This is a genomic window from Nonomuraea sp. NPDC050394, assembly GCF_044459065.1.
GTDB lineage: Bacteria > Actinomycetota > Actinomycetes > Streptosporangiales > Streptosporangiaceae > Nonomuraea.
In genome coordinates this window covers 88,664-108,044 of record NZ_JBITIO010000018.1, presented here as the reverse complement: position 1 = coordinate 108,044, position 19,381 = coordinate 88,664, and the positions used below count along the sequence as shown (strand labels likewise).

20 protein-coding genes are annotated in these 19,381 nt (G+C 73.0%); 12 read left to right on the top strand and 8 right to left on the bottom strand.

Going from position 1 to position 19,381, the window contains the following annotated elements; all coding sequences use genetic code 11:
- Positions 1-91: 91 nt before the first annotated feature.
- From ACIBKY_RS46170 to map, 3 genes are all read right to left on the bottom strand, one after another.
- On the bottom strand, positions 92-1,033 hold the full coding sequence (locus ACIBKY_RS46170; protein WP_397107486.1) for a hypothetical protein: 942 nt from the start codon (positions 1,031-1,033) through the stop codon (positions 92-94).
- Between the two features lie 498 nt (positions 1,034-1,531).
- Positions 1,532-2,536, bottom strand: a complete 1,005-nt coding sequence (locus tag ACIBKY_RS46165; protein ID WP_397107484.1) for a hypothetical protein — start codon at positions 2,534-2,536, stop codon at positions 1,532-1,534.
- A gap of 252 nt (positions 2,537-2,788) precedes the next feature.
- Complete coding sequence (gene map, locus ACIBKY_RS46160) at positions 2,789-3,559, bottom strand: type I methionyl aminopeptidase (RefSeq protein WP_397107482.1); 771 nt, start codon at positions 3,557-3,559, stop codon at positions 2,789-2,791.
- A gap of 82 nt (positions 3,560-3,641) precedes the next feature.
- Here map and ACIBKY_RS46155 point away from each other — a divergent pair, with 82 nt between their 5' ends.
- The 4 genes from ACIBKY_RS46155 (at position 3,642) to ACIBKY_RS46140 (ending at position 6,086) form a co-directional block, all read left to right on the top strand.
- Entirely contained in the window at positions 3,642-3,911 is a 270-nt protein-coding gene (locus tag ACIBKY_RS46155) for a helix-turn-helix transcriptional regulator (RefSeq protein WP_397107480.1), read from the top strand.
- A gap of 111 nt (positions 3,912-4,022) precedes the next feature.
- Positions 4,023-4,838 (top strand): hypothetical protein, encoded by an 816-nt coding sequence (locus ACIBKY_RS46150; RefSeq protein ID WP_397107478.1) that lies wholly within the window; start codon positions 4,023-4,025, stop codon positions 4,836-4,838.
- Positions 4,835-5,212: a GntR family transcriptional regulator gene (locus ACIBKY_RS46145; protein WP_397107477.1), complete on the top strand. Its 378-nt coding sequence runs from the start codon at positions 4,835-4,837 to the stop codon at positions 5,210-5,212. The genes ACIBKY_RS46150 and ACIBKY_RS46145 overlap by 4 nt, the downstream gene beginning before the upstream one ends.
- A gap of 223 nt (positions 5,213-5,435) precedes the next feature.
- Positions 5,436-6,086 carry a lysophospholipid acyltransferase family protein gene (locus ACIBKY_RS46140; RefSeq protein WP_397107475.1) on the top strand — a complete coding sequence of 217 codons (651 nt, stop codon included), beginning with the start codon at positions 5,436-5,438 and terminating at the stop codon, positions 6,084-6,086.
- A gap of 356 nt (positions 6,087-6,442) precedes the next feature.
- Here ACIBKY_RS46140 and ACIBKY_RS46135 read toward each other — a convergent pair whose 3' ends face one another.
- Positions 6,443-6,868, bottom strand: a complete 426-nt coding sequence (locus ACIBKY_RS46135) for a hypothetical protein (protein ID WP_397107473.1) — start codon at positions 6,866-6,868, stop codon at positions 6,443-6,445.
- A gap of 167 nt (positions 6,869-7,035) precedes the next feature.
- Here ACIBKY_RS46135 and ACIBKY_RS46130 point away from each other — a divergent pair, with 167 nt between their 5' ends.
- On the top strand, positions 7,036-10,890 hold the full coding sequence (locus ACIBKY_RS46130; protein WP_397107471.1) for a hypothetical protein: 3,855 nt from the start codon (positions 7,036-7,038) through the stop codon (positions 10,888-10,890).
- Positions 10,891-11,052: 162 nt separating this feature from the next.
- Here the strand turns inward: ACIBKY_RS46130 and ACIBKY_RS46125 are convergent, their stop codons facing one another.
- Together ACIBKY_RS46125 and ACIBKY_RS46120 are read right to left on the bottom strand one after the other, a co-directional pair.
- Positions 11,053-11,652 (bottom strand): NUDIX hydrolase, encoded by a 600-nt coding sequence (locus ACIBKY_RS46125; protein ID WP_397107469.1) that lies wholly within the window; start codon positions 11,650-11,652, stop codon positions 11,053-11,055.
- 27 nt (positions 11,653-11,679) lie between these two features.
- Positions 11,680-12,300, bottom strand: a complete 621-nt coding sequence (locus tag ACIBKY_RS46120) for a TetR family transcriptional regulator (protein WP_397107467.1) — start codon at positions 12,298-12,300, stop codon at positions 11,680-11,682.
- A gap of 48 nt (positions 12,301-12,348) precedes the next feature.
- On the opposite strand from ACIBKY_RS46120, the gene ACIBKY_RS46115 reads away from it, so the two are divergent.
- The 7 genes from ACIBKY_RS46115 to ACIBKY_RS46085 are packed head-to-tail and all read left to right on the top strand — an operon-like array spanning position 12,349 to position 17,999.
- Entirely contained in the window at positions 12,349-14,370 is a 2,022-nt protein-coding gene (locus ACIBKY_RS46115; RefSeq protein ID WP_397107465.1) for a HelD family protein, read from the top strand.
- A 54-nt stretch (positions 14,371-14,424) separates the two neighbouring features.
- Positions 14,425-14,766 (top strand): hypothetical protein, encoded by a 342-nt coding sequence (locus ACIBKY_RS46110; RefSeq protein ID WP_397107463.1) that lies wholly within the window; start codon positions 14,425-14,427, stop codon positions 14,764-14,766.
- Between the two features lie 33 nt (positions 14,767-14,799).
- Entirely contained in the window at positions 14,800-15,558 is a 759-nt protein-coding gene (locus ACIBKY_RS46105; RefSeq protein ID WP_397107461.1) for a MerR family transcriptional regulator, read from the top strand.
- 14 nt (positions 15,559-15,572) lie between these two features.
- Complete coding sequence (locus ACIBKY_RS46100) at positions 15,573-16,163, top strand: hypothetical protein (RefSeq protein WP_397107459.1); 591 nt, start codon at positions 15,573-15,575, stop codon at positions 16,161-16,163.
- Positions 16,160-16,492, top strand: coding sequence for a YciI family protein (locus tag ACIBKY_RS46095; RefSeq protein ID WP_397107457.1), 333 nt, complete (start codon positions 16,160-16,162; stop codon positions 16,490-16,492). The genes ACIBKY_RS46100 and ACIBKY_RS46095 overlap by 4 nt, the downstream gene beginning before the upstream one ends.
- Positions 16,489-16,833, top strand: coding sequence for a YciI family protein (locus ACIBKY_RS46090; RefSeq protein ID WP_397107455.1), 345 nt, complete (start codon positions 16,489-16,491; stop codon positions 16,831-16,833). The genes ACIBKY_RS46095 and ACIBKY_RS46090 overlap by 4 nt, the downstream gene beginning before the upstream one ends.
- A complete protein-coding gene (locus tag ACIBKY_RS46085) occupies positions 16,830-17,999 on the top strand; it encodes an RNA polymerase sigma factor (RefSeq protein WP_397107453.1) in 1,170 nt (389 codons plus the stop codon). The genes ACIBKY_RS46090 and ACIBKY_RS46085 overlap by 4 nt, the downstream gene beginning before the upstream one ends.
- 152 nt (positions 18,000-18,151) lie before the next feature.
- On the opposite strand, the gene ACIBKY_RS46080 is transcribed toward ACIBKY_RS46085, so the two are convergent.
- Entirely contained in the window at positions 18,152-18,523 is a 372-nt protein-coding gene (locus tag ACIBKY_RS46080) for a nuclear transport factor 2 family protein (RefSeq protein ID WP_397107451.1), read from the bottom strand.
- A complete protein-coding gene (locus ACIBKY_RS46075) occupies positions 18,520-19,356 on the bottom strand; it encodes an SDR family oxidoreductase (protein ID WP_397107449.1) in 837 nt (278 codons plus the stop codon). Before ACIBKY_RS46075 ends, ACIBKY_RS46080 begins: the two co-directional genes overlap by 4 nt.
- Positions 19,357-19,381 lie beyond the last annotated feature (25 nt).

Genomic DNA, 19,381 nt, shown 5'->3' with positions numbered 1-19,381 from the left:
TCGGCGATGCCGTCTCACTGTAAGCCGGGCGCGCGCCCATCGACCAGATGGGTTCTTGCCGCCGCCGCTCATGCGCACGTCCGACGCGGGGCTATGCGGGGCGCAGAAGCTCCTCGCGCCAGGTGAGCAGCTGGGCGCGCTCGGCCGGCAACTGCGTGCGACGCGCCTTCAGGTGACTCCCGGTGTCACGCACCCACCGCGCCAGCTTCATCACCTCGGCCCTGGTCTTCTCGATGCGCTGATGCTTGAGCGCATCGCTGATGATGTTGTCGAAGAAGGTGTCCACGAACCACCGCGTGTCCACCTTGGGCATCATCGGCCGGGCCGCGATCCCGGTGTCGGCCAGCTCGCGGGAGAAGACGTCCAGAGCCCGCTGGGCATGCCAGGCGGCCTTGTCCGCGCCGGTCAGCTTGTGGTGCTCGTAGGCGTCGGCGAGCAAACCGCCGCCGAACATGTCGAAGGTCGAGGCGTTCCTGGCGGAGTCGAGCAGGCGCGACACGACGCCGAGCGCCTCGTGCGCCTCCTGCCCCGCCCGGTGGGCCTCCTCGCACTCGCGCACGTCGGCGCTCAACCGATCGAGCGCGGCGCCGAGGTCGGCCAGCTGATGCATGCGCGGATCGCCGCTCCGGATGAGTTGCCGCTCCTTCTCGGCCAGCAGCTCGGCGTACTCCCGGGGCGCGGGTTCGAGCCCGGCCAGCTCGGCGTCGGCCGCCACCGCGTCGGCTTCGAGCCGCGCGAGCCGGGCCCGGTGACCGTGGACGCGTTCCCTGGCCACCGCCGCCTCGGCGCGCTCGCGCTCCAGACGCTCCTCGCGGTTGCCCAGCAGGCGGGCCAGGACGGCGGACAGCCCGCCTTCCAGCCGGGCGACGTCACGCTCCTCCTCGGTCAGCTCGAACTCCAGGTCCTCCAAGGCGCCGCGGACGTCCGCGATCTGCCGCGCGGTGGTCTCGCGCAGGCGCCGGACGTGCTCGGCGCGGCGCATCCTGGCGGACGCCTCACGCAGCCGTTCGTCAAGTTCCGGGAGGAGGCTCACGCAGTGACGACGAACGGGCCGACCCGGACGTTCCGGACGGTCTCCGGCCCATCCCTGGGCCCAAGGCAGAAGGTTGGCCAGGCGCTGGTTACGGACGGAGCGATGGTCGGGGCGGTTCGGGAGCTGAAGGTTTCCTGGACGGCCCGGTAAGTCCGATGAGCTGCGAATTCTCCGCCGCCACCGGCCAGAACGTGACCAGTGCTTGGCACCGCTTGGAATACAGGGTGCCGGAAGTCGGTTAGAGTCGAGTGGCCGCTGTGGTTAGTGTCCCCCGGGCCGCAAATTACCGCCTTCACGGAATACCGTTCGGCTGGAGCCGTGTTGTGCCTCTCGCCGAGGAGGCGACCGCCACAGCGGCCTTAACGTCCTGCCAGGCGCCCCACATCGAGTGGGGCGCCTGGTTTGTTTGCGCCGCATGTCGCGCTGTCCAGTGCCCCGGTTCGCCGGTCGGGCCGAACGACACGCACCGCCGTTGTGCCGGCCGGGGCGATCAGGCCCTTAAGGCGCTGGCCAACGAAGCGTGGCGGCGATGTCGGTCTCGATGGCTTCGACGGCGGTGATCACGCCGTAGGCGAGCAGGTGGGTGGTGCAGTGGTCGCTGAGGCGGCGGTCACTGGCTCGCCAGTCCGCGACGTCCTCGTCGGTGAGGGCGTCGGGGGCCAGGCCGGCCAGGAGGGCGACCTTCGCGCCCGCCCGGCCGCCACCCTCCAGCGGGGCCAGGGCCTCGTCCAGCCACGCACCGGCGGGCAGGCGCCGGCCGCGGTGGGCGGTGATCGTCGTGGTCACGACGTCCGACGCGGCCGGGGAGAGCAGCGCGGCGCCCTGGCCCGCGACCGCCGTCAACGCGGCGTAGGCGGCGCCGATCGGGGTGCCCTCGGCCCAGGCGGGCTCCTCGCGGGAGGGCAGGCCGTCCAGCAGCGGCAGGGTGGCGCCCGGCTTCAGGTCTCCGGTGGGCTCGCGCAGCACGGGAGCGTCCTCGAACGCCGGCGGGTCCTCGGGGTCCAGGGTGCCGGGCCTCAGGCCCGCGGGCAGCATCGCCGCGGCCACCCGGTTGATGAAGTGGGTGAACAGGACGGTGCCGACCAGTTCGGCGGCGGTCTCGCCGGAGAAGGGCGGCTCGCCCGGCTCACGTACGCCGGTGGAGGAAGCCCAGGAAAGCAGTACGTCGGCCGGATCTTCACCACGCTGGACGGCGCCGGCGAGCGCGCCCGCCCCCAGCCGGCGCACCACCACCACAAGCGTCTCGATCTCGTACGGCAGGCCGTTGGCCAGCGCCGCGCCCAGGGCGGCGACCGCCTTGTCCAGCATCGGGGCCGCGCCGGCCAGTTGCGCCTCCCGCATCAGCGACCACCCGGCCGCCATCAGCTCCTCCGACTGCGACAACATCATCACCGCCGGGCCGATGCTGCTGAACTCCCTGTTCACCTGCGCGTACACCTCGGCGACCAGGCCCTGGGCCCGTTCCGGCCGGACAGGACTGACATGGCGGATGAGGGAAGACATCCCCGGCGCTCCTCACGATCGTGCGACTGGAGCCCCGATCCTCGCCGCCCGCCCACCGGTGCGTCGTCGCACCGGGGAAGGCATCCGGCGGGGGTAGGGCGGCTACGACGAGGGGCGTACGGCAGGGCGTCAGAGGAGGACGCGAGCGATGACCGGCCACTTCCGCGGGCCCTCGCCGCAAGGGGCCATGCCCGGCACACGCTCGGACGGGTAACGAGCGGTCAAGCTACTTGATGTCGGCCCCGGCTGGTTCTACGTCTCGCGCCGGGTGAGCACCAGGGGGACGTCCTCGGTGATGGCGATCGTGTGCTCGGAGTGGGCCGTGCGTGAGCCGTCGGCCGAGCGGATGGTCCAGCCGTCGGCGTCGTAGACGATCCGGTCGGTCGTACGCGCGAACCAGGGTTCGAGCGCGAGGGTCAGCCCCGGCCGGAGTATCAGGCCGCGGCCCGCCCGCCCCTTGTTGGGAACGTGGAGCTCCTCGTGCATGGTGCGGCCGATGCCGTGGCCGCCGAACTCGGTGTTGACCGGATAGCCGTGGTCGCGGGCCACCGCCCAGACGGCCGCCGAGATGTCACCCAGGCGGTTACCCGGACGTGCCGCCTCGATCGCCGCCTCCAGCGCCTCCTCGGTGGCGCGGATGATCCGCAGGTCTTCCTCCGCGGCGGTGCCGACCACGACCGTACGCGCCGAGTCGGCCACCCAGCCGTCGATGCCGACCGCGAGGTCCGCGCTGAGGACGTCCCCGTCGCGCAGGGTGTAGTCGCGGGGCAGGCCGTGCAGGACGGCGTCGTTGACGGACAGGCAGATGACATTGCGGAACGGGCCGCGCCCGAAGGATGGCGCGTAGTCCCAGTAGCACGAGTCCGCCCCGCGCCGTTGGATCATGTCGCGAACATGGCGTTCCAGCTCCAGCAGGTTGACGCCCACCTCGGCGAGCCGGCCGATCTCGGAGAGCACCTCGGCGACGAAACGCCCGGCCACGTGCATGCGCTGGATCTCGGCAGGCGTCTTCAGTTCAATCACGAAAACCTCGCGTCAAGTTGGTATTACTATACCGACACCTTAACACTTGCCGGTATAGTAATACCAACCCTATGCTGGGGACATGGTCCGTCAACCGCTCACACCTGAGCAGATCGAAGCCGGCAGGCGTCTCGGCACCCTGTTGCGCCGCGCGCGAGCGGGACGCGACCTGGCGGAGGTCGCGGACGCGGCCGGCATCTCGCCGGAAACCCTGCGCAAGATCGAGACAGGGCGGCTGCCATCCCCCGGATTCGGCACGATCGTCCGCCTCGGCGAGGCACTCAACGTGCCGGTCCAGGAACTGGCGGCCAGCTGGCGCGGCGCCGACGTACCCCTGGAAGCCGCCTCGTAGCCCCTCGAAGAGACACGACCGCAACGCCCCACGGCCAAGAGCCTGCGGGGCGTTGACTTTGTCGCAAGGAATGTCGCACCATATTGCTACAAACCTTGCGACAAAGGAGGCATGGTGACCCGTGAACCATTACCGGACGCCGATTCGCCGAGCCGTGCGGCCGATCTGCGGCTGGCGGGCGAGTGGCTCGCCCGGCACGACCTGGCCGACGCCCGGCCGACCCCTCTGCTGGCCAGCCGGCTGGCGGTCCGCAGACGCGCCCGCCTGGCCACGTACGTCATCCTGGCCGCGTTGATCATCGTGAGCGCCCTGGCCGCCACCTCCGCCTTCGGCGGCCTCCAGCCGTATCGCCCGCTCCTGCTGCCGGCCCTGACCGCGTCATTGGCCGGGCTGCTGCTGGCACAGTCCCTGCTCGACCGGTGGGTACGACGCGTCGACCAGCGGGCGGGCGCGACGCTGTCGCGCCGGGCGGCCCATCCGATCCAGCCCGGCTGGCGGGTCGTGCTCGGCCGGCCGTACGCCGTCTTCGTGGTCGCCACGTTCACCGGTGCGATGGCGCTGGCCGCGAGCGCGCTGACGGTTCCCGACCCCACCGTGCGGCAGCTCGCCGTCGTCGTGCTGATCGGGCTGCTCGGCGCGACGGCCATCACCGCCATGCAGCTGCGCCACCTGCTCAGGTTCCCGGTCGTGGCGGAGGACGAGGAGTCGCTGACCGCCGACGTCCTCATGCGCGTCGAAGACGCCCGCGAGCTCACCACGCCGAGCGTGCAGTGGTCGCTGCCGGTGGTGCTGTTCGGCACCGCGCCCGGCTGGTGGGGCGCCGCCGCGTTCGCCTACATCGTCCTGAGCCTGGCCGCGTGCGTCGCGCTCCATGCCAGGACGCCGTCGTGCGCGGCGGTGGCCCGGCAGGCCATGATCGTTCAATGATCGTCATCGACGCGACCTCGCCGGTGCCGCCGTTCGAGCAGCTGCGGGTCCAGCTCGCCCGGCAGATCCAGGACCGCACGCTGGCCGTGGGCGCCCGGCTGCCGACCATCCGCCACCTCGCGGCCGACCTCGGCCTGGCCGTCAACACGGTCGGCCGGGCCTATCGGGAGCTGGAGGAGGCGGGGCTGATCGAGACGCGCGGCCGGGCGGGCTCGTTCGTGTCGGCCGCCGGCGAGGAAGGCCGGGAGCGTGCCCGCCGGGCCGCCGCCGACTACGCCGCCGTGATCGCCAGCGTCGGCCTCGACGCGGGCGAGGCGATCCGCATCGTCCAGGCGGCACTGGCGTCCGGCACGACGGCACCGGCCGCGCGCTGACCGCCTCCCGCGACCTCGCCGGCCCGCCGGGAGGACGCCGGACTCATGATCCACGAAACGTCGTTTCGGAATATTCACGGAATGATCAACGTTGGAGGATGCGGCCGGCCCCGCTCCGGCGCTGATCAGGCGACGATTTCGCACGCGAATCGATATTGCACATCGAGTGGGGCGCCTGCTTTATGGTGGGGTGCGCCGGAGCGAGATCGATTCAGGAGACCTGTTGCTGTACCAAGTGGTCAAGTTCGCTGCCACCCCCCTCGCGAACGTCATGTGCCGCCCGCACATCTCGGGTGGGTCGAACGTCCCCAGGACCGGCGGTGCCATCCTGGCCGCCAACCACCTGTCGATGATCGACTCCTTCCTGCTGCCCGCGCTGCTGCCCCGCCACGTGACCTTCGCCGCCAAGAGCGAGTACTTCTCCGGCAACCCGGTCTCCCAGTGGTTCATGCGGCTGGGCGGCAGTCTGCCCACCGACCGCGACAGCGCCCACGCCGCGCAGGCCATGCTCGACGCCGCCGCCGACCTCCTGGAGCGCGGCGAACTGTTCGGCATCCACCCCGAGGGCACCCGCTCCCCCGACGGCCGCCTGTACCGGGGCAAGATCGGCGTGGCCTGGTTGGCGCTCAGGACGGGCAAGCCGGTGCTGCCGGTGGCGCTGTCCGGCACCGAGAAGGTCATGCCGGTCGGCGCGAAGGTCCCGCGCCCGGCCAAGATCGGGATCACGATCGGCGAGCCGATGCGCTTCGAGGGCGACTACAGGAGCGCCCGCGACCGGCGCCGCGTGACCGACGACATCATGTCCGCCATCCAGAAACTCTCCGGCCAGGAATACGTCGCCCAGTACGCCGCCAGCCTCAAGGCCGCCTCGTAGCGCCCCGCCGCGCTTCAATCGCTCCGCTGTTGCGTCACGCCGCTCATCCGCCGTGGTGTCCCTGTCCTGTCTCTCCGTCACGCCGCTCATCCGCCGTGGTGTCCCTGTCCTGTCTCTCCGTCACGCCGCTCATCCGCTGTGGCGTCCTGTCCGTCACGCCGCCCATCCGTTACGGCAAGCCGCCCCACCCCCACCCGCCGCCATGCGCGGGCGCCGATCGTGGGGATCGCTTCTCACGTCGGACGAACGCACCGCCGTAACGGCCCGCGTGGACCAGCGGCGCTCTGATGGCCCGGGACGGGACCGCGTAACGAACGGCCGGGGTGGGATCTCCCGCCCCGGCCGGCCCCCGCTTGCTAGGTGTAGTTCTGGACCCGGACGTAAGCCGTGCAGTTGACGGCCGCGACCCGGACGTCGTAGTAACGCGACGGGTTCAGTCCGGTGATCTTGGTGGACCTCGCGATTGGGAACGCCCACCTGCCGCCGAAGTAGGTCTCCCGGTTGGTCGTCCGGTCCGTGTACCAGAAGTTCAGGTAGCACGATGCGGAGTTGACCGCGGAGTAGCGCACGTAGAGCCACCCCTCAGGGTTGTGCGGTTCGATGGGGCCGGACTGCGAGCCGGCCTGGTTGACCACGCAGTCGATGATCACGTAACTGGGGGCGCACCAGCGCCACCCCCAGGGGTCGGCGCTGGCCGGCGCCGGGTTCGCGGTGAACAGGGCCACGGCCGTCGCGAGCGTCGTCGCGAGCACGACCAGGGTCCGCTTGATGCGTTTGCGCATGTCTCTCCCCGTGCTGTCGAGCAGGTGTGAGCTACCGATCGAGGCCAGCGAAAGGGATCTCCGGGGCGAGCGGCAACGGGCCACGAATTCTCCGCACAAGGCCGCACAAAAGGCCCGGCGCTCCGCCACTATGGGTGCGATGTCGCGCCAGGTTCGCGGAGGATGGCATGCCCGATGGCTTAGATCGTCCCGACCCCGACCGGGTCACCACCCCCGAGGAACCCCACCCCGACCGGGGCACCACCCCCGAGGAACCCCACCCCGACCGGGGCACCTCCCCCGGCGATCCCGACCCCGACCGGGTCGCCACCCGTGAGGAAAGCCATCCCGACCGGGTCACCATCCCCGGCGATCCCGACCCCGATCGGGTCGCCACTCGTGAGGATCTGGCTCGTGAGCTGACTCTCCTGCGCAACACGGCGCGAAAGACGATCAGGGAGCTCGGCAAGGCCGTCGACGTCCCCTACGGCACGCTGGGCGGATGGTTTCGCGGGGCCAACGTGCCGCTGGCCTCGCAGGCCGGCCAGTACGAGAAGGTGCTGCTCACCTGTGGCGTCACCGACCCGGAGCAGCGGGAGCGATGGGTGCGGGCGCTGCTGCGCGTACGGCGGGCGCCGGGCCGCCGCTCGGCCGACCAGGCGCCGCCGTACCGGGGACTGGAGTGTTTCCGCCCCGAGGACGCCGGCTGGTTCTTCGGGCGGCAGGAGCTGACCAGGCGGCTGGTCGACCGGGTGTCGCCGGGGCTGACCATGGTGGTGGGGCCGTCCGGGTCGGGCAAGTCGTCGCTGCTGCGCGCCGGGCTGATCCCTGCCCTGCCGTCCTGGGTGCTGCTGAATCCCGGCGAGAGCCCGTACCCGCGAGCGACCGACGGGGTGGTGATCGTCGACCAGTTCGAGGAGATCTTCACCGCGGCCCTCACGGAGGGCGAACGGCTGCGCTTCATCGGCGAGCTCACCGATCTGGCCGAGGCGGCGCCGGTCGTGGTGGGCATGCGCGCGGACTTCTATCCCCATGCCCTGCGCCACCCGGCGCTCGCGAGCGCCCTGCAGACGCGTCAGCTCGTGGTCGGGCCGATGACCGAGAGCCAGTTGCGCCAGGCCATCGAGGGCCCGGCCCGCCGCGCCCGCCTCGACATCGACACCGGGCTGGTCGAGCTGCTGCTGCGTGAGATCGCCCCGCACGAGGCGGGCACGCTGCCGCTGCTGTCGCACACGCTGCTGGCCACCTGGGAGAACTCCCGCGGCCGCAGGATGACCGTCGAGCACTACCGGGCCAGCGGCGGCTTGCAGGGCGCGGTGGCGGCCACGGCCGAGTCCGTCTACGCCGAGCTGACGCCCGCCGGGCAGGAGCTGGCCAGGCAGGCGTTCCTGCGGCTGACCCACATCGGAACCGACACCGCCGACACGCGCCGCCGGGTCACGCGGGACGAGCTGGCCGGTGAGGCGGGGCCGGTGCTGGACCACTTCGTACGGCGCCGCCTGCTCACCGTGGACGCCGACACCGTGCAGATCAGCCACGAGACTCTGCTGTCGGCGTGGCCGAGGCTGCGGTCGTGGATCGACGCCGACCGGGCGGGACTGCGCGTGCTGCGCCAGCTCACCCAGGCCGCCCAGTCGTGGGAGGCCGGCGAGCGGGACCCCGGCGCGCTCTACCGGGGCGGACGGCTGGAGGCGGCCCGGGAGTGGGCCGGCGACCCGGTGCGCCGCGCCGAGCTGAACCCGCTGGAGCGGCAGTTCCTCGACGTGAGTCTCCACCAGCACCGGCGCAGGAACCGCCACCTCTACCAGCTGCTCGCCGCCCTGACCGTGCTCGCCGTGCTGGCGGGCGGGCTGGCCGCGTACTCCCAGTGGAAAAGGGTGGAGGCCGACCAGGCGCGGGACATGGCGATCTCGCGGACCATGACGATGACGGCGGCCCGGCTGCGCGGCACGGACCCCGTACTCGCCGCCCAGCTCGCGGTGGCCGCCTACCGGCTCGCACCGACGGTCGAGGCGCGTTCCGGCCTGGTGGAGGCGGCCGGCGCGCCCGCGGTCACCCGGATGGTCCGCCCGAGCCGGGCGTTGCAGGCGGTGTCCACCTCGCCGTCCGGGCGGCTGCTGGCCGCCGCCGGCGCCGCCGTGACCGACAGCGCGGTCCTGCTGTGGGACCTGTCCGACCCACGCCATCCGGTACGGCTCGGCCCGCCGCTCACCGGGCACACCAGCTCGATCTACGCGGTGGCCTTCAGCCCGGACGGCCGCGTCCTGGCCACCGGCGGCAAGGACCGGACCGTCCGGCTGTGGGACGTGTCCGACCCGGCACACGCGAAGCCGCTGGGCACCCCGATCAGCGGCCCCGCCGACACCGTCTACGCGCTCGACTTCAGCCCGGCCGGGCAGGTGCTGGCCATCGGCAGCCGCGACGGCACGATCCGCCTCTGGAACCTGCGCACCTCCACCCTCACCACCCCGGCCCCCGCAGAAGGCCAGGACACCACCAAGGACCCGGAGGGCGCTCAGGGCGCGGTGCGGACGCTGGCGTTTCGGGCGGACGGGCGGGTGCTGGCGGTGGGGAGCGGGACCGACACCGCGGGGTCGCTGCGGCTGTGGGACACCGGCGACCTGACCGCCGTCCGGCCCGCCGGTCCCCCGCTGCCGCTGCCGAGCCGGGTCAACGCCCTGGCCTACCACGGCACGCTGGTCGCGGTCGGCAGCAACGACGGCTCCGTGCGGCTGTGGGACACCATCCGACCTGACCGGCCGGAGCCGTTCGGGCGCCCGCTGGTGGCCGAGGTGAGTGTGTGGGTGAACGCGGTCTCGTTCAGCTCCGACGGCCGCCTGCTGGGGGTCGGCAGCGCCGACAACAGCGCGCGTGTGTGGGAGGTGGCCACCGGGCGGGTGGTCGGCCTGCTGCCGCATCCGGAGCCGGTGACCGCCGTGCAGTTCAGGAACGGCGACCGCCTCGTCGTCACCGGCGGCGCCGACGGCGTGGCCCGCGTCTGGGACCTGCCGGGACCGGTGATCGAGGCGAGCGAGCACCCGATCGACAACGTGGCCTTCAGCGGCCGCTCCACCCTGCTGGCCGCCGCCGCGGGTGACATCAGGCTCTGGGACGTCGCCGGTCGCCGTCCCTCGCCGGTGAGCCCGCCGCTGACCGCGCCGGCGCCGTACGACCGGATGGGCAGCACGGTGGCGATCAGCCCGGACGGCCGCACGCTGGCGGGTGGCACGCGGCTCGGCAACGCCGTACTGCTGTGGGACATCACCGACCCGCGGCGGCCGGTGCGCCGCGCCACGTTGCCCGGCCCGGCGGCGCTCGTGCAGGGTGTGGCCTTCAGTCCCGACGGCGGGCTGCTGGCGGCGGGCAGCGACGACGGCACGGTGCGTCTGTGGGACGCGCGCACGTGGCGGGCGCTCGCCACGCTGAACCCGGGTTCGGGGCAGGTGTTCGCCGTCGCGTTCAGCCCGGACGGGCGGCGGCTGGCGGCGGCGACGCAGGGCGGCGTGGTGGCGCTGTGGGACGTGCGCGATCCGGCCGCGCCGGGGCGGGCGACGACGCTCCTGACCGCGATGGGCGACGACGTGCGCTCGGTCGCCTTCAGCCACGGCGGCGCGCTGCTGGCCGCGGGCAACGCGTCGGGGTCCATCCGGCTGTGGCGGCTGGGCGGCGCGTCCGGACCAGTCCTCGCGGGCGCGCCGCTGACCGGGCCGGACGGGCGGGTCTTCGCGGTGGCCTTCGACCCGCGCGACGGCATGCTGGCGGTGGGGACCGGCGCGGGCCAGCTGTGGCTCTGGGACATCGCCGACCCGGCGGCGCCGCTGCTGCGAGTGGCGGTCAACAGTCCCGGCGAGAGCTACACGGAGCTGGCCTTCAGCGCGGACGGCGGCATGCTGGCCAGCGCAGGGGGCGACGTGCGGCTGTGGGAGGTGGATCCGGCGCGGATCACGGCCAGGCTCTGCCGGGAGTCGGGGGACGCGATGACCGAGCCGGAGTGGCGCAAGCACGTGACCGGTGTCGCCTTCCGGCCGCCCTGCCCCGCGTAAATATGTGCCGATTGCGCATTTTTTCTGGTTCGGCAAGTTGCTGGACACCTACGAGAGCGAGCGGCGCCCAGTCTCGGAACGGGTCGCCATGCGGGCCCAGGCCCAGTCGGCGCTGATCGCCCCGGGCAGCGAGGTGGCGGAGGCGTGCGGGCTGAGGGCCGGTCATCTCCTGGTCCAGGCGGGCTGGGTGACGTCGAAGACGCGTTGTTCACGGCCGCGCAGGCACACCTCGGCGAACTGCCACAGGATCGCCCCCGTCGGCGCGTGCACCAGGATCGCGGGTCCCAGCGGCATCTGCAGCAGGGGACCGCGCCAGCGCGGCACGCCGGGAGCCAGCAGCCGCTCCAGCGGCACCTCGTGCACGGAGGCGACCTCCCGGGGGTCGGGAACGGCCCGCTGATCGTCCCCGAACGCCACCACCGGAGTGATCACGAACCCGGAGTCGGTGACGAAGTCGTCCAGCAGCCCGGCCACCCGCACCCCGGTGATCCCGGTCTCCTCGGCCAGCTCGCGCAGCGCTCCGCGCACGGGCTCCTCGCCGTCGTCCAGCCGCCCGCCCGGCAGCGCCCACTGCCCCGCGTTGCGCCCGCGCGGCGCCCGCTTGATCACGATCAGGTACGGCTCGCGCCCCTCCAGCACGCACACCGTGACCGCCGCCCCGCGCAACCCTTCGGCATGCGGAGCCGCCCGGCGCTCGAACCCGTCCAGGTTGGCCCGCACCTTCGCCTCCAGAGCCTCCATACCCTCCAACGCCTCGGACATCGGCCCAGGATCTCACCCCGCCCCGGCTCAGGAGGCGGCGGGCCGTATCGGGAAGGCGAGGGAGAGCTGGTGGAAGGCGCGCCCGGCGGCGGCGGCCGCCTCGGGGTGGACCTCGCCGGCGGCGCGGCCCCGGGACAGCTCCAGCCACGTACGGCGGGCCAGCACCCGCTGCGCGGCCAGCGCCTGGGCGGCCAGCAGCGCCGCGGACAGCTCGTCGTAGTGCCCGGCCAGCGCGCCGGCGAGGGCGCTCTCGTCGGCGGCGACGTACACGGCCACCCGGGCGGCCAGGCTGGGCGTCTCGAACACCATGCGGTGGAAGGCGAGCACCGCGGGGTGGTCGTTGAGGCCGGTGACCGGGTCGCGGCGGGCCAGCCCCGCCAGGAAGTGATCCCGCAGGGCCGGGAGCGGATCGCCGCCGGCGGCGCGCACGACGCGGGCGGCCTCGCCCTGGTGGTCGGCGATGCGGTGGACGACGAGGTCCTCCTTGGTGGCGAAGTACTTGAAGAGCGTGGGTTTGGAGACGTCCGCGGCGGCGGCCACCTCGGCCACGGACACCTCGTCGAAGCCCCGCTCCAGGAACAGCGTGATGGCCGCCGCCGAGATCGCCTCGTGAACCTGCTGCCGCTTGCGCTGGCGTAGTCCCGTCATGCCACCATGTTAACCTGGTAAATAACTTAACCGAGTTAAAGGAGTTGGATGAGCGCGCTGGACCAGGAGCGTGACCACGTCGAGTCGTGCCGCGCGGGGCTGCGGCGCATGCTGGCGGGAGCGCGCGAGAACGTCATCATCGGCGAGAGCGTGGCCGGCGACCGCTACAGCGCCGAGCGGCTGGGCCGCTACCTGAAGAGCCTGGCCAAGGAGCTCAGCGAGGAGCCCGACGGGCCGCCGTTCTTCGGGCGGCTGGCGTTCGGCCAGGGCGAGCACCGCGATCGCTCCTACTACATCGGCCGCCGCCACATCCCCGGCGAGCACGGCGGCGTGCCGCTGGTCATCGACTGGCGGGCGCCGGTCTCGCGCGCCTTCTACCGGGCCGGCGCCCGCGACCCGCAGGGCGTGGCGACCCGGCGCCGCTACGGGTGGTCGGGGCCGCGGCTGACCGGGTTCGAGGACGAGGACCTGGGCCGGGGCGAGCAGGGCGGCGGCGCGATCCTGACCGCCGAGATCGAACGGCCGCGCGTGGGCCCGATGCGCGACATCGTGGCCACGATCCAGCCCGAGCAGGACGACCTGGTCCGGGTGGAGGTGGGAGAGTCGGTGTGCGTGCAGGGCGCGCCCGGAACCGGGAAGACGGCGGTGGGGCTGCACCGGGCGGCGTACCTGCTGTACGCGCACCGGGCGCGGCTGGAGCGCTCGGGCGTGCTGGTGCTGGGACCCAACCGGGCCTTCATCGGCTACATCTCCGCTGTGCTGCCCGCGCTGGGCGAGGTGGAGGTGGAGCAGACGACGCTGGAGGAACTGCTCGGCGGCGCCGAGGTCCGGGCCACCGACCCGGCGCCCGCCGCGGCGGTCAAGCACGACGCGCGGATGGCCGAGGTGCTGCGCCGGGCGCTGTACGGGCGGATCGCCAGGCCCGTGGAACCGGTCGTGGTCAGCGACGGGGCGGCGCGGTGGCGGGTGTACGAGGACGAGCTGCGGCGCATCGTGGACGACACGCGGCGCGAGAGCCTGCCGTACCTGACCGGGCGCGAACGCGTGCGCTCGCGGATCATGGCGCGGGTCGCCCGCCAGGCCGAGCTGCGCGGGCACCCCGTCAACCCGGCCTGGACGAAGCGGATGGGCCGGCAGATCACGCCGTTCCTGGACGCGGTCTGGCCGGCGCCCAAGCCCGAGCAGGTGCTGGCCGGCCTGCTCACCGATCCCGCGAGTGCGGCCGGCGGCGTCCTGGACGAGCACGAGATCGAGGCGATCACGTGGGCGCGGCCGCCGCGCTCGTACAAGAGCGCCCGCTGGTCGGCCGCCGACGTGGTGCTGCTGGACGAGCTGGCCGGGCTGCTGGAGCGGCCCGCGGGTTTCGGGCACGTGATCGTCGACGAGGCGCAGGACCTGTCGCCGATGCAGTGCCGCGCCATCGCCCGGCGCAGCGAGCACGGCTCGCTGACCGTCCTCGGTGACCTGGCCCAGGCCACCACGCCGTGGGCAGCGCGCGCGTGGGCCGCCCAGCTCGCCGCGCTCGGCAAGCCGGGGGCGCGCACGGTCGAGCTCACCACCGGCTTCCGCGTCCCGGCGGCGGTCGTGGAACTGGCCAACCGGCTGCTGGCCGCCCTGGAGGCCGACGTGCCGGCGACCCGCTCCTTCCGCCGTGACGGCGCGCTGAGCGTGCGGGAGGCCGCCGACCTGCCGGCGGCGGTCGTGGCCGCGGTGCGGCGGGCGCTGGAGCTGGAGGGCTCGATCGGGGTGATCGCCGCCGATCCGGCCGTGGACGGGCTGCGCGCGGCACTGTGGGACGCCGGCCTGGACGCCACCCTCGTCGAGCCCGGGACCGGCGGCGACACGGCGTTCCGGGTCAGCCTGGTGCCCGCCTCGGCGGCCAAGGGACTGGAGTACGACCACGTGATCGTCGCCGAGCCCGCCGAGATCGCCGAGGCCGAGGCGCGCGGGCTCAACCGGCTGTACGTGGCGCTGACGCGGGCCGTGTCCCGGCTGGACGTCCTGCACGCCCGTCCGCTGCCCGGCCCGCTGAGCACCGCAGACTCGACAGGACGTGCGGCTTCGGTGTGAGATGAGTCCTAGACAGGCACGACTTTCGGGGGTCCACACCTAGGGAGTAGTCCTATGACCACACCAGACGATCCGAACGCCCGGCCGCAGTGGTCACCGCCGCCCGAGCAACCGGGGCCCGCTCCTCCCTATGACCAGCCGTACGGCCAGGCCGGCTACGGAACCCCGCCCAAGAGCGGCTCGGGCGTCCAGATCCTGTCGATCATCGGGTTCGTGTTCGCGGCGATCGCGCTGCTGTTCATCCCGATCCTGTTCGGCCTCATCGGCATCGTGCTCGGCATCGTCGGGCACACCCGGGGCGAGTCGCTCGGCAAGTGGGCCGCGATCGCCTCCGGCGTCACCATGATCCTCGGCATGCTCATCGGTTTCCTGGTGGTCAGGAGCATGACCGGTTGACCTTGTCGTAGCGTCAAGGTCTTTCATAGAGGTATGCGGATAGGAGAACTCGCCGCCCTGGCCGGCGTCTCGACCAGGGCGGTGCGCCACTACCATCACCTCGGCCTGCTGCCGGAGCCCGGACGGCGGGCCAACGGCTATCGCCTCTACACCCTGCGCGACGCCGTCACCCTGTCACGCATCCGGCGGCTGTCGGAGCTGGGCCTGTCGCTGGAGGAGATCCGCGACGTGCTGGCCGACCAGCAGGGCCGCGAGCTACGCGAGGTGCTGACCGAACTCGACGCCGACCTGGAGAGGCAGGAGGCCGAGATCAGGGAACGGCGCGCCCGCCTGGCCACACTGCTGGAGCAGGAGAACCCGCAACCCGACGACGCGCTCTCGCCCGACATGGCGCGCATCCTCGGCCGGCTGCCCCAGGGCGGCGGCGGCATGGCCGCGCGCGACCGCGAGCTCCTGGCGTTGCTGGACACCTCGATGCCCGCCGACCGGCGGGCCGAATTCGTGGACCCCGTCCTGGCCCTGCCGGAGACCGACCCGGAATTCCACGCCCAGGTCATGCGGGTCTACGCCGACCTCGACGCGTTCGCCGACATCGTCCCCGACGAGGACGACCCTCGGGTGGAGGAGCTGGCCTGGCGGCTGATCGAGCTGACGCCACGCGAGCTGATCCCCGAAGGCGACCTGACGATACCCGGTGAGGACGACCCGTTCGTGCGGGCCTTCTTCGCCGACCTGAGCCCCGGGCAGGCGGTCGTCATCCGCCGCGTCATGAAGCTGCTGAGCAAGCCGTGAGGGTGGCGCGCCGCATGCTGGCGCACGAACTGCGCGCTCTGGCCAGCCTCGGCTACTGGGTGCTGGGCCGCCGCCACGGCGTCGGGCCCGGCCAGGTCGCCCTTTCCTACCACGCGGGCGGGTCGATCACGCTGTGGATGTTCCTGTTCGCGATCGTGGTGGAGGGGGTGGCGCTGGAGCTGTGGCTGGGCTGGCCGGTCCTGACCGTCGTGCACGTCTACTTCGTGCTCGCCAACCTCGGCATGATCGCCGCCGCGCGCTCGCGGCCGCACGTGGTGGGCGAGCATGAGGTACGGCTGCGCCAAGGAGCCGCCTTCGACCTGCGCGTCCCCCGCGAACTGATCGTCTCGGCGCGGGCCGCGAGCCGCATCCACGACTCCGGGTTCGTCACCCTGGGCGAGGGACGCCTGGAGCTGGTCGTCGACTCGCGCACCAACCTCGTGCTGGAGCTGTCGGAGCCGGTGACGGTGGTGCGGCCGCTGGGCCGTACCGGGGAGGTGAGTTCGATCAGGTTGTTCGCCGACGATCCGCGAGAATTTCTCCGGACGCTGTCGATTCCCGCGCCGCCCGCGCGTCATGGCAGTGACCGAAGGGAGAAATCATGAAGTACGTGCTGCTCGTCGTGGGCGATGAGAGGCCGTGGTCGCAGGCGGGCCCCGAGGAGCGTGCCGCCGTCTATGCCCGGTGGGGCGCCTACACCGCGATGCTCACCGAGCGCGGGGCGAACCTCGGCGGCAACGAGCTGGCCCACTCCTCCACCGCCACCACCGTCAGGAAGAACGGCGATCAGGTCCTCATCACCGACGGACCCTACGCCGAGACCGTGGAGCAGATCTCCGGCTACCAGATCGTGGAGGCCCGGGACCTGGACGAGGCGATCGAGCTGGCCTCGGCCATGCCGTCCGACGTGGAGATCAGGAGGTGCGCGTCGTGAAGTACGCCCTGCTGCTGTACGGCAACGCCACCGAGTGGGCCAGCGCCACCCCGGAGCAGATCCAGGAGGGCATCGCCCGCCACGGCGCCTACATCGAGATGCTCAAGGGCCGCGGCGCCTACCTGGAAGGAGAGGAGCTGGGCGCGCCGGGCGAGGCGGTCTGCCTGCGCAGGGGCGAGGGGGAGGTGCTGCGCACCGACGGGCCGTTCGTGGAGACGGTCGAGCACCTGGGCGGCTACTACCTCATCGAGGCCAAGGACCTGGACGAGGCGATCGAGCTGGCGACCGCCTGCCCGGAGCGCACCGTGGAGGTGCGGCCGGTGGTGGAGTACCCGGGATGAACGCCGTCGAGCAGGCGTACCGCGAGCACTGGGCGCGCCTGCTCGCCATCCTCACCGCCGAGCTGCGTGACCTCGACCTGGCGGAAGAGTCATTGCAGGACGCCTTCGCGGCCGCGGTGCCGGCCTGGCCGCCGGTGCCGGACAACCCGCCGGCGTGGCTGCTGACCGCGGCGCGGCGGCGGGCGGTCTCGCGGCTGCGCCACATGGCGGTCGCGGCCCGCAAGCTGCCGCTGCTGGTGGTCGACGAGCCGCAGGCGGGCGACGACCTGCTCAGCCTGATCTTCACCTGCTGCCATCCGGCACTGTCGATGGAGGCGCGGGTGGCGCTGACGCTGCGCTGCGTGGGCGGGCTGGGCACGCGGCAGATCGCCCGGTTGTTCCTGGTTGGCGAGGCGACGATGGCGGCCCGGATCACCCGCGCCAAGAAGAAGATCAGCCAGGCCGGCATCCCGTACCGGGTGCCGTCCGGCCCGGAGCTGGTGGCGCGGCGCGACGGGGTGCTGGCCGTCCTGTACCTGATCTTCACCGAGGGGTACGCGGCGGCCGAGGGCGAGGACCTCATCCGCACCGAACCGGCGGCGCAGGCGATCGCGCTGGCCCGGATGCTGGCCGCGCTGATGCCGCACGACAGCGAGGTCGGCGCGCTGCTGGCGCTGATGATGCTGCACCACGCGCGGCGCGATGCCCGGCTGGACGAGCGGGGGCGCATCGTGACGCTCGCCGAGCAGGATCGCGGGCGCTGGCACCGCGAGGAGATCGCCGAGGCCCTGGGCCTGCTACGGCCGGGCCCGCCCGGCCTCTACCAGGTGCAGGCGGCGATCGCCGCCGAGCACGCCTCGGCCCTTCTGCCCCAGGACACCGACTGGACCGCGATCGCCCAGCTGTACGAACTGCTGGAGGCGCTGACCGGATCGGCCGTGGTCCGCCTGAACCGGGCCGTCGCGGTGGCCGAGTCCCAGGGGCCCGCCGACGGGCTGGAGCTGCTGGCGGGCCTGGAGGAGCGGTTGCCGCGCCACCACCTGCTCCCGGCGACACGCGCGGAACTGCTGCGGCGGCTGGGCAGGCTGGAGGAGGCGGTGGAGGAGTACGGCAAGGCGCTGGCGCTGGTGGGCACGGCTCCGGAGCGCGAGTTCCTGCAGTCCCGCCGCGCCACCCTGCACCCTTGACCCGCACCCTTGACCTGCGCCCTTACCCCAAGCCCCTGGCCTGCGCCCTTAACCCGCCCTGGCCCACGCCCTGAGCCGACGCCCCTGAACCCACGCCCTTGATCCGCGCCCGTGGCCCGCGGACGAGCTAGCCGGTCGGCCGCGTGTGACGATCACGCGGGCTTGTTCAGCCAGGTCTCGTGCAGGTGCAGCCAGCGCAGTTCCTCGCCCACGCGCCGGAAGACGATCGTGGACTGGCGGGCGCCGCCCTCCTGCCACTCCTGGTAGGCGGCCACCAGCAGCGGCCCGGCCTCGGCCACCACGCGCACGTCCCGGATCTCGATCCGCAGTCCGGGCACCGCGCCGCGCAGTTCGCGCACCTGCCGCATCACCTGTTCCCGTTCCAGGGTGCGGCCGTCGGGCCCGGTCAGGGTGAAGGCGGCCGCGTGGGCCCGGTCGAACTCCCCGAACTCCTGCCCCGGCTCCCCCGACAGCCAGCGTTCGATCACCTGGTGGTGGCGGACGATCTCCTCCCGCGCCGTCATCGGAGCCGTCCGGCGAGCCAGTCGATCGGCGCGGCGGGCCGTACGCCCAGGAGGTCGAGCGCGGCGGGGTCGGCGGCCAGCAGCGAGCGGTCGGCGGCGGCCCAGCGGTAGGTGTCGGCGACGGCCGCGGCGGTGACCGGGCCCGTGAGAGCGCTCAGGGCCGCCTCGAAGTCGGCGGGGTCCTGGGCGTGGAAGCGGGCGCCGATCGCGGCGGCGAGGTCCGCGCCAGTGACGGCCTCGGCCGCGCCGACGTTCAGGATCTCGCCCTCCAGCCCGTCGAGGGTCAGCGCGGCGTGGGTGGCGGCGGCCAGGTCGGCGTGCGACAGCCAGGCCACGGGCAGGTCGGCGGGCAGCGGGTAGGCCAGCACGCCCTCGGCGGCCAGCGGTCCCGCCACCCAGGGGGCGGCCAGGTTGTCGAGGTAGATCGGCGGGCGCAGCTCCACGACCGGCAGCCCGGCCGCGCGCAGGTCGTCCCCGGCGCGGCGGCGGGTCTCGAAGGCGGGCACACCGGTCCCGGCGGCGGGCAGGCGGTTGCCGGTGGTGAACACCAGCCGCCGCACCCCCGCCGCCAGCGCCGCGTCCCGCACGTTGCGGACGTAGAGGTCCACGGTGCCGGGGTCGTAGACCATGGGCAGCATCACCGAGGCGTGGGTGACGCCGTCGAAGGCCGCCTTCACCGCCGCGCCGTCGGCCAGGTCTCCCGTGAACGGCCGCGCCCCCTCGGGAGCCGGGCCGCCGCGGGTGAAGGCACGTACGGCAAGGCCCTCGGCCAGCAGGTGGCGGGCGACCGCGCCGCCCTGGGCGCCGGCGGCGTTCATCACAAGGAAGGTCATGCAAGTCAGCCTGCCCGGTCCACGG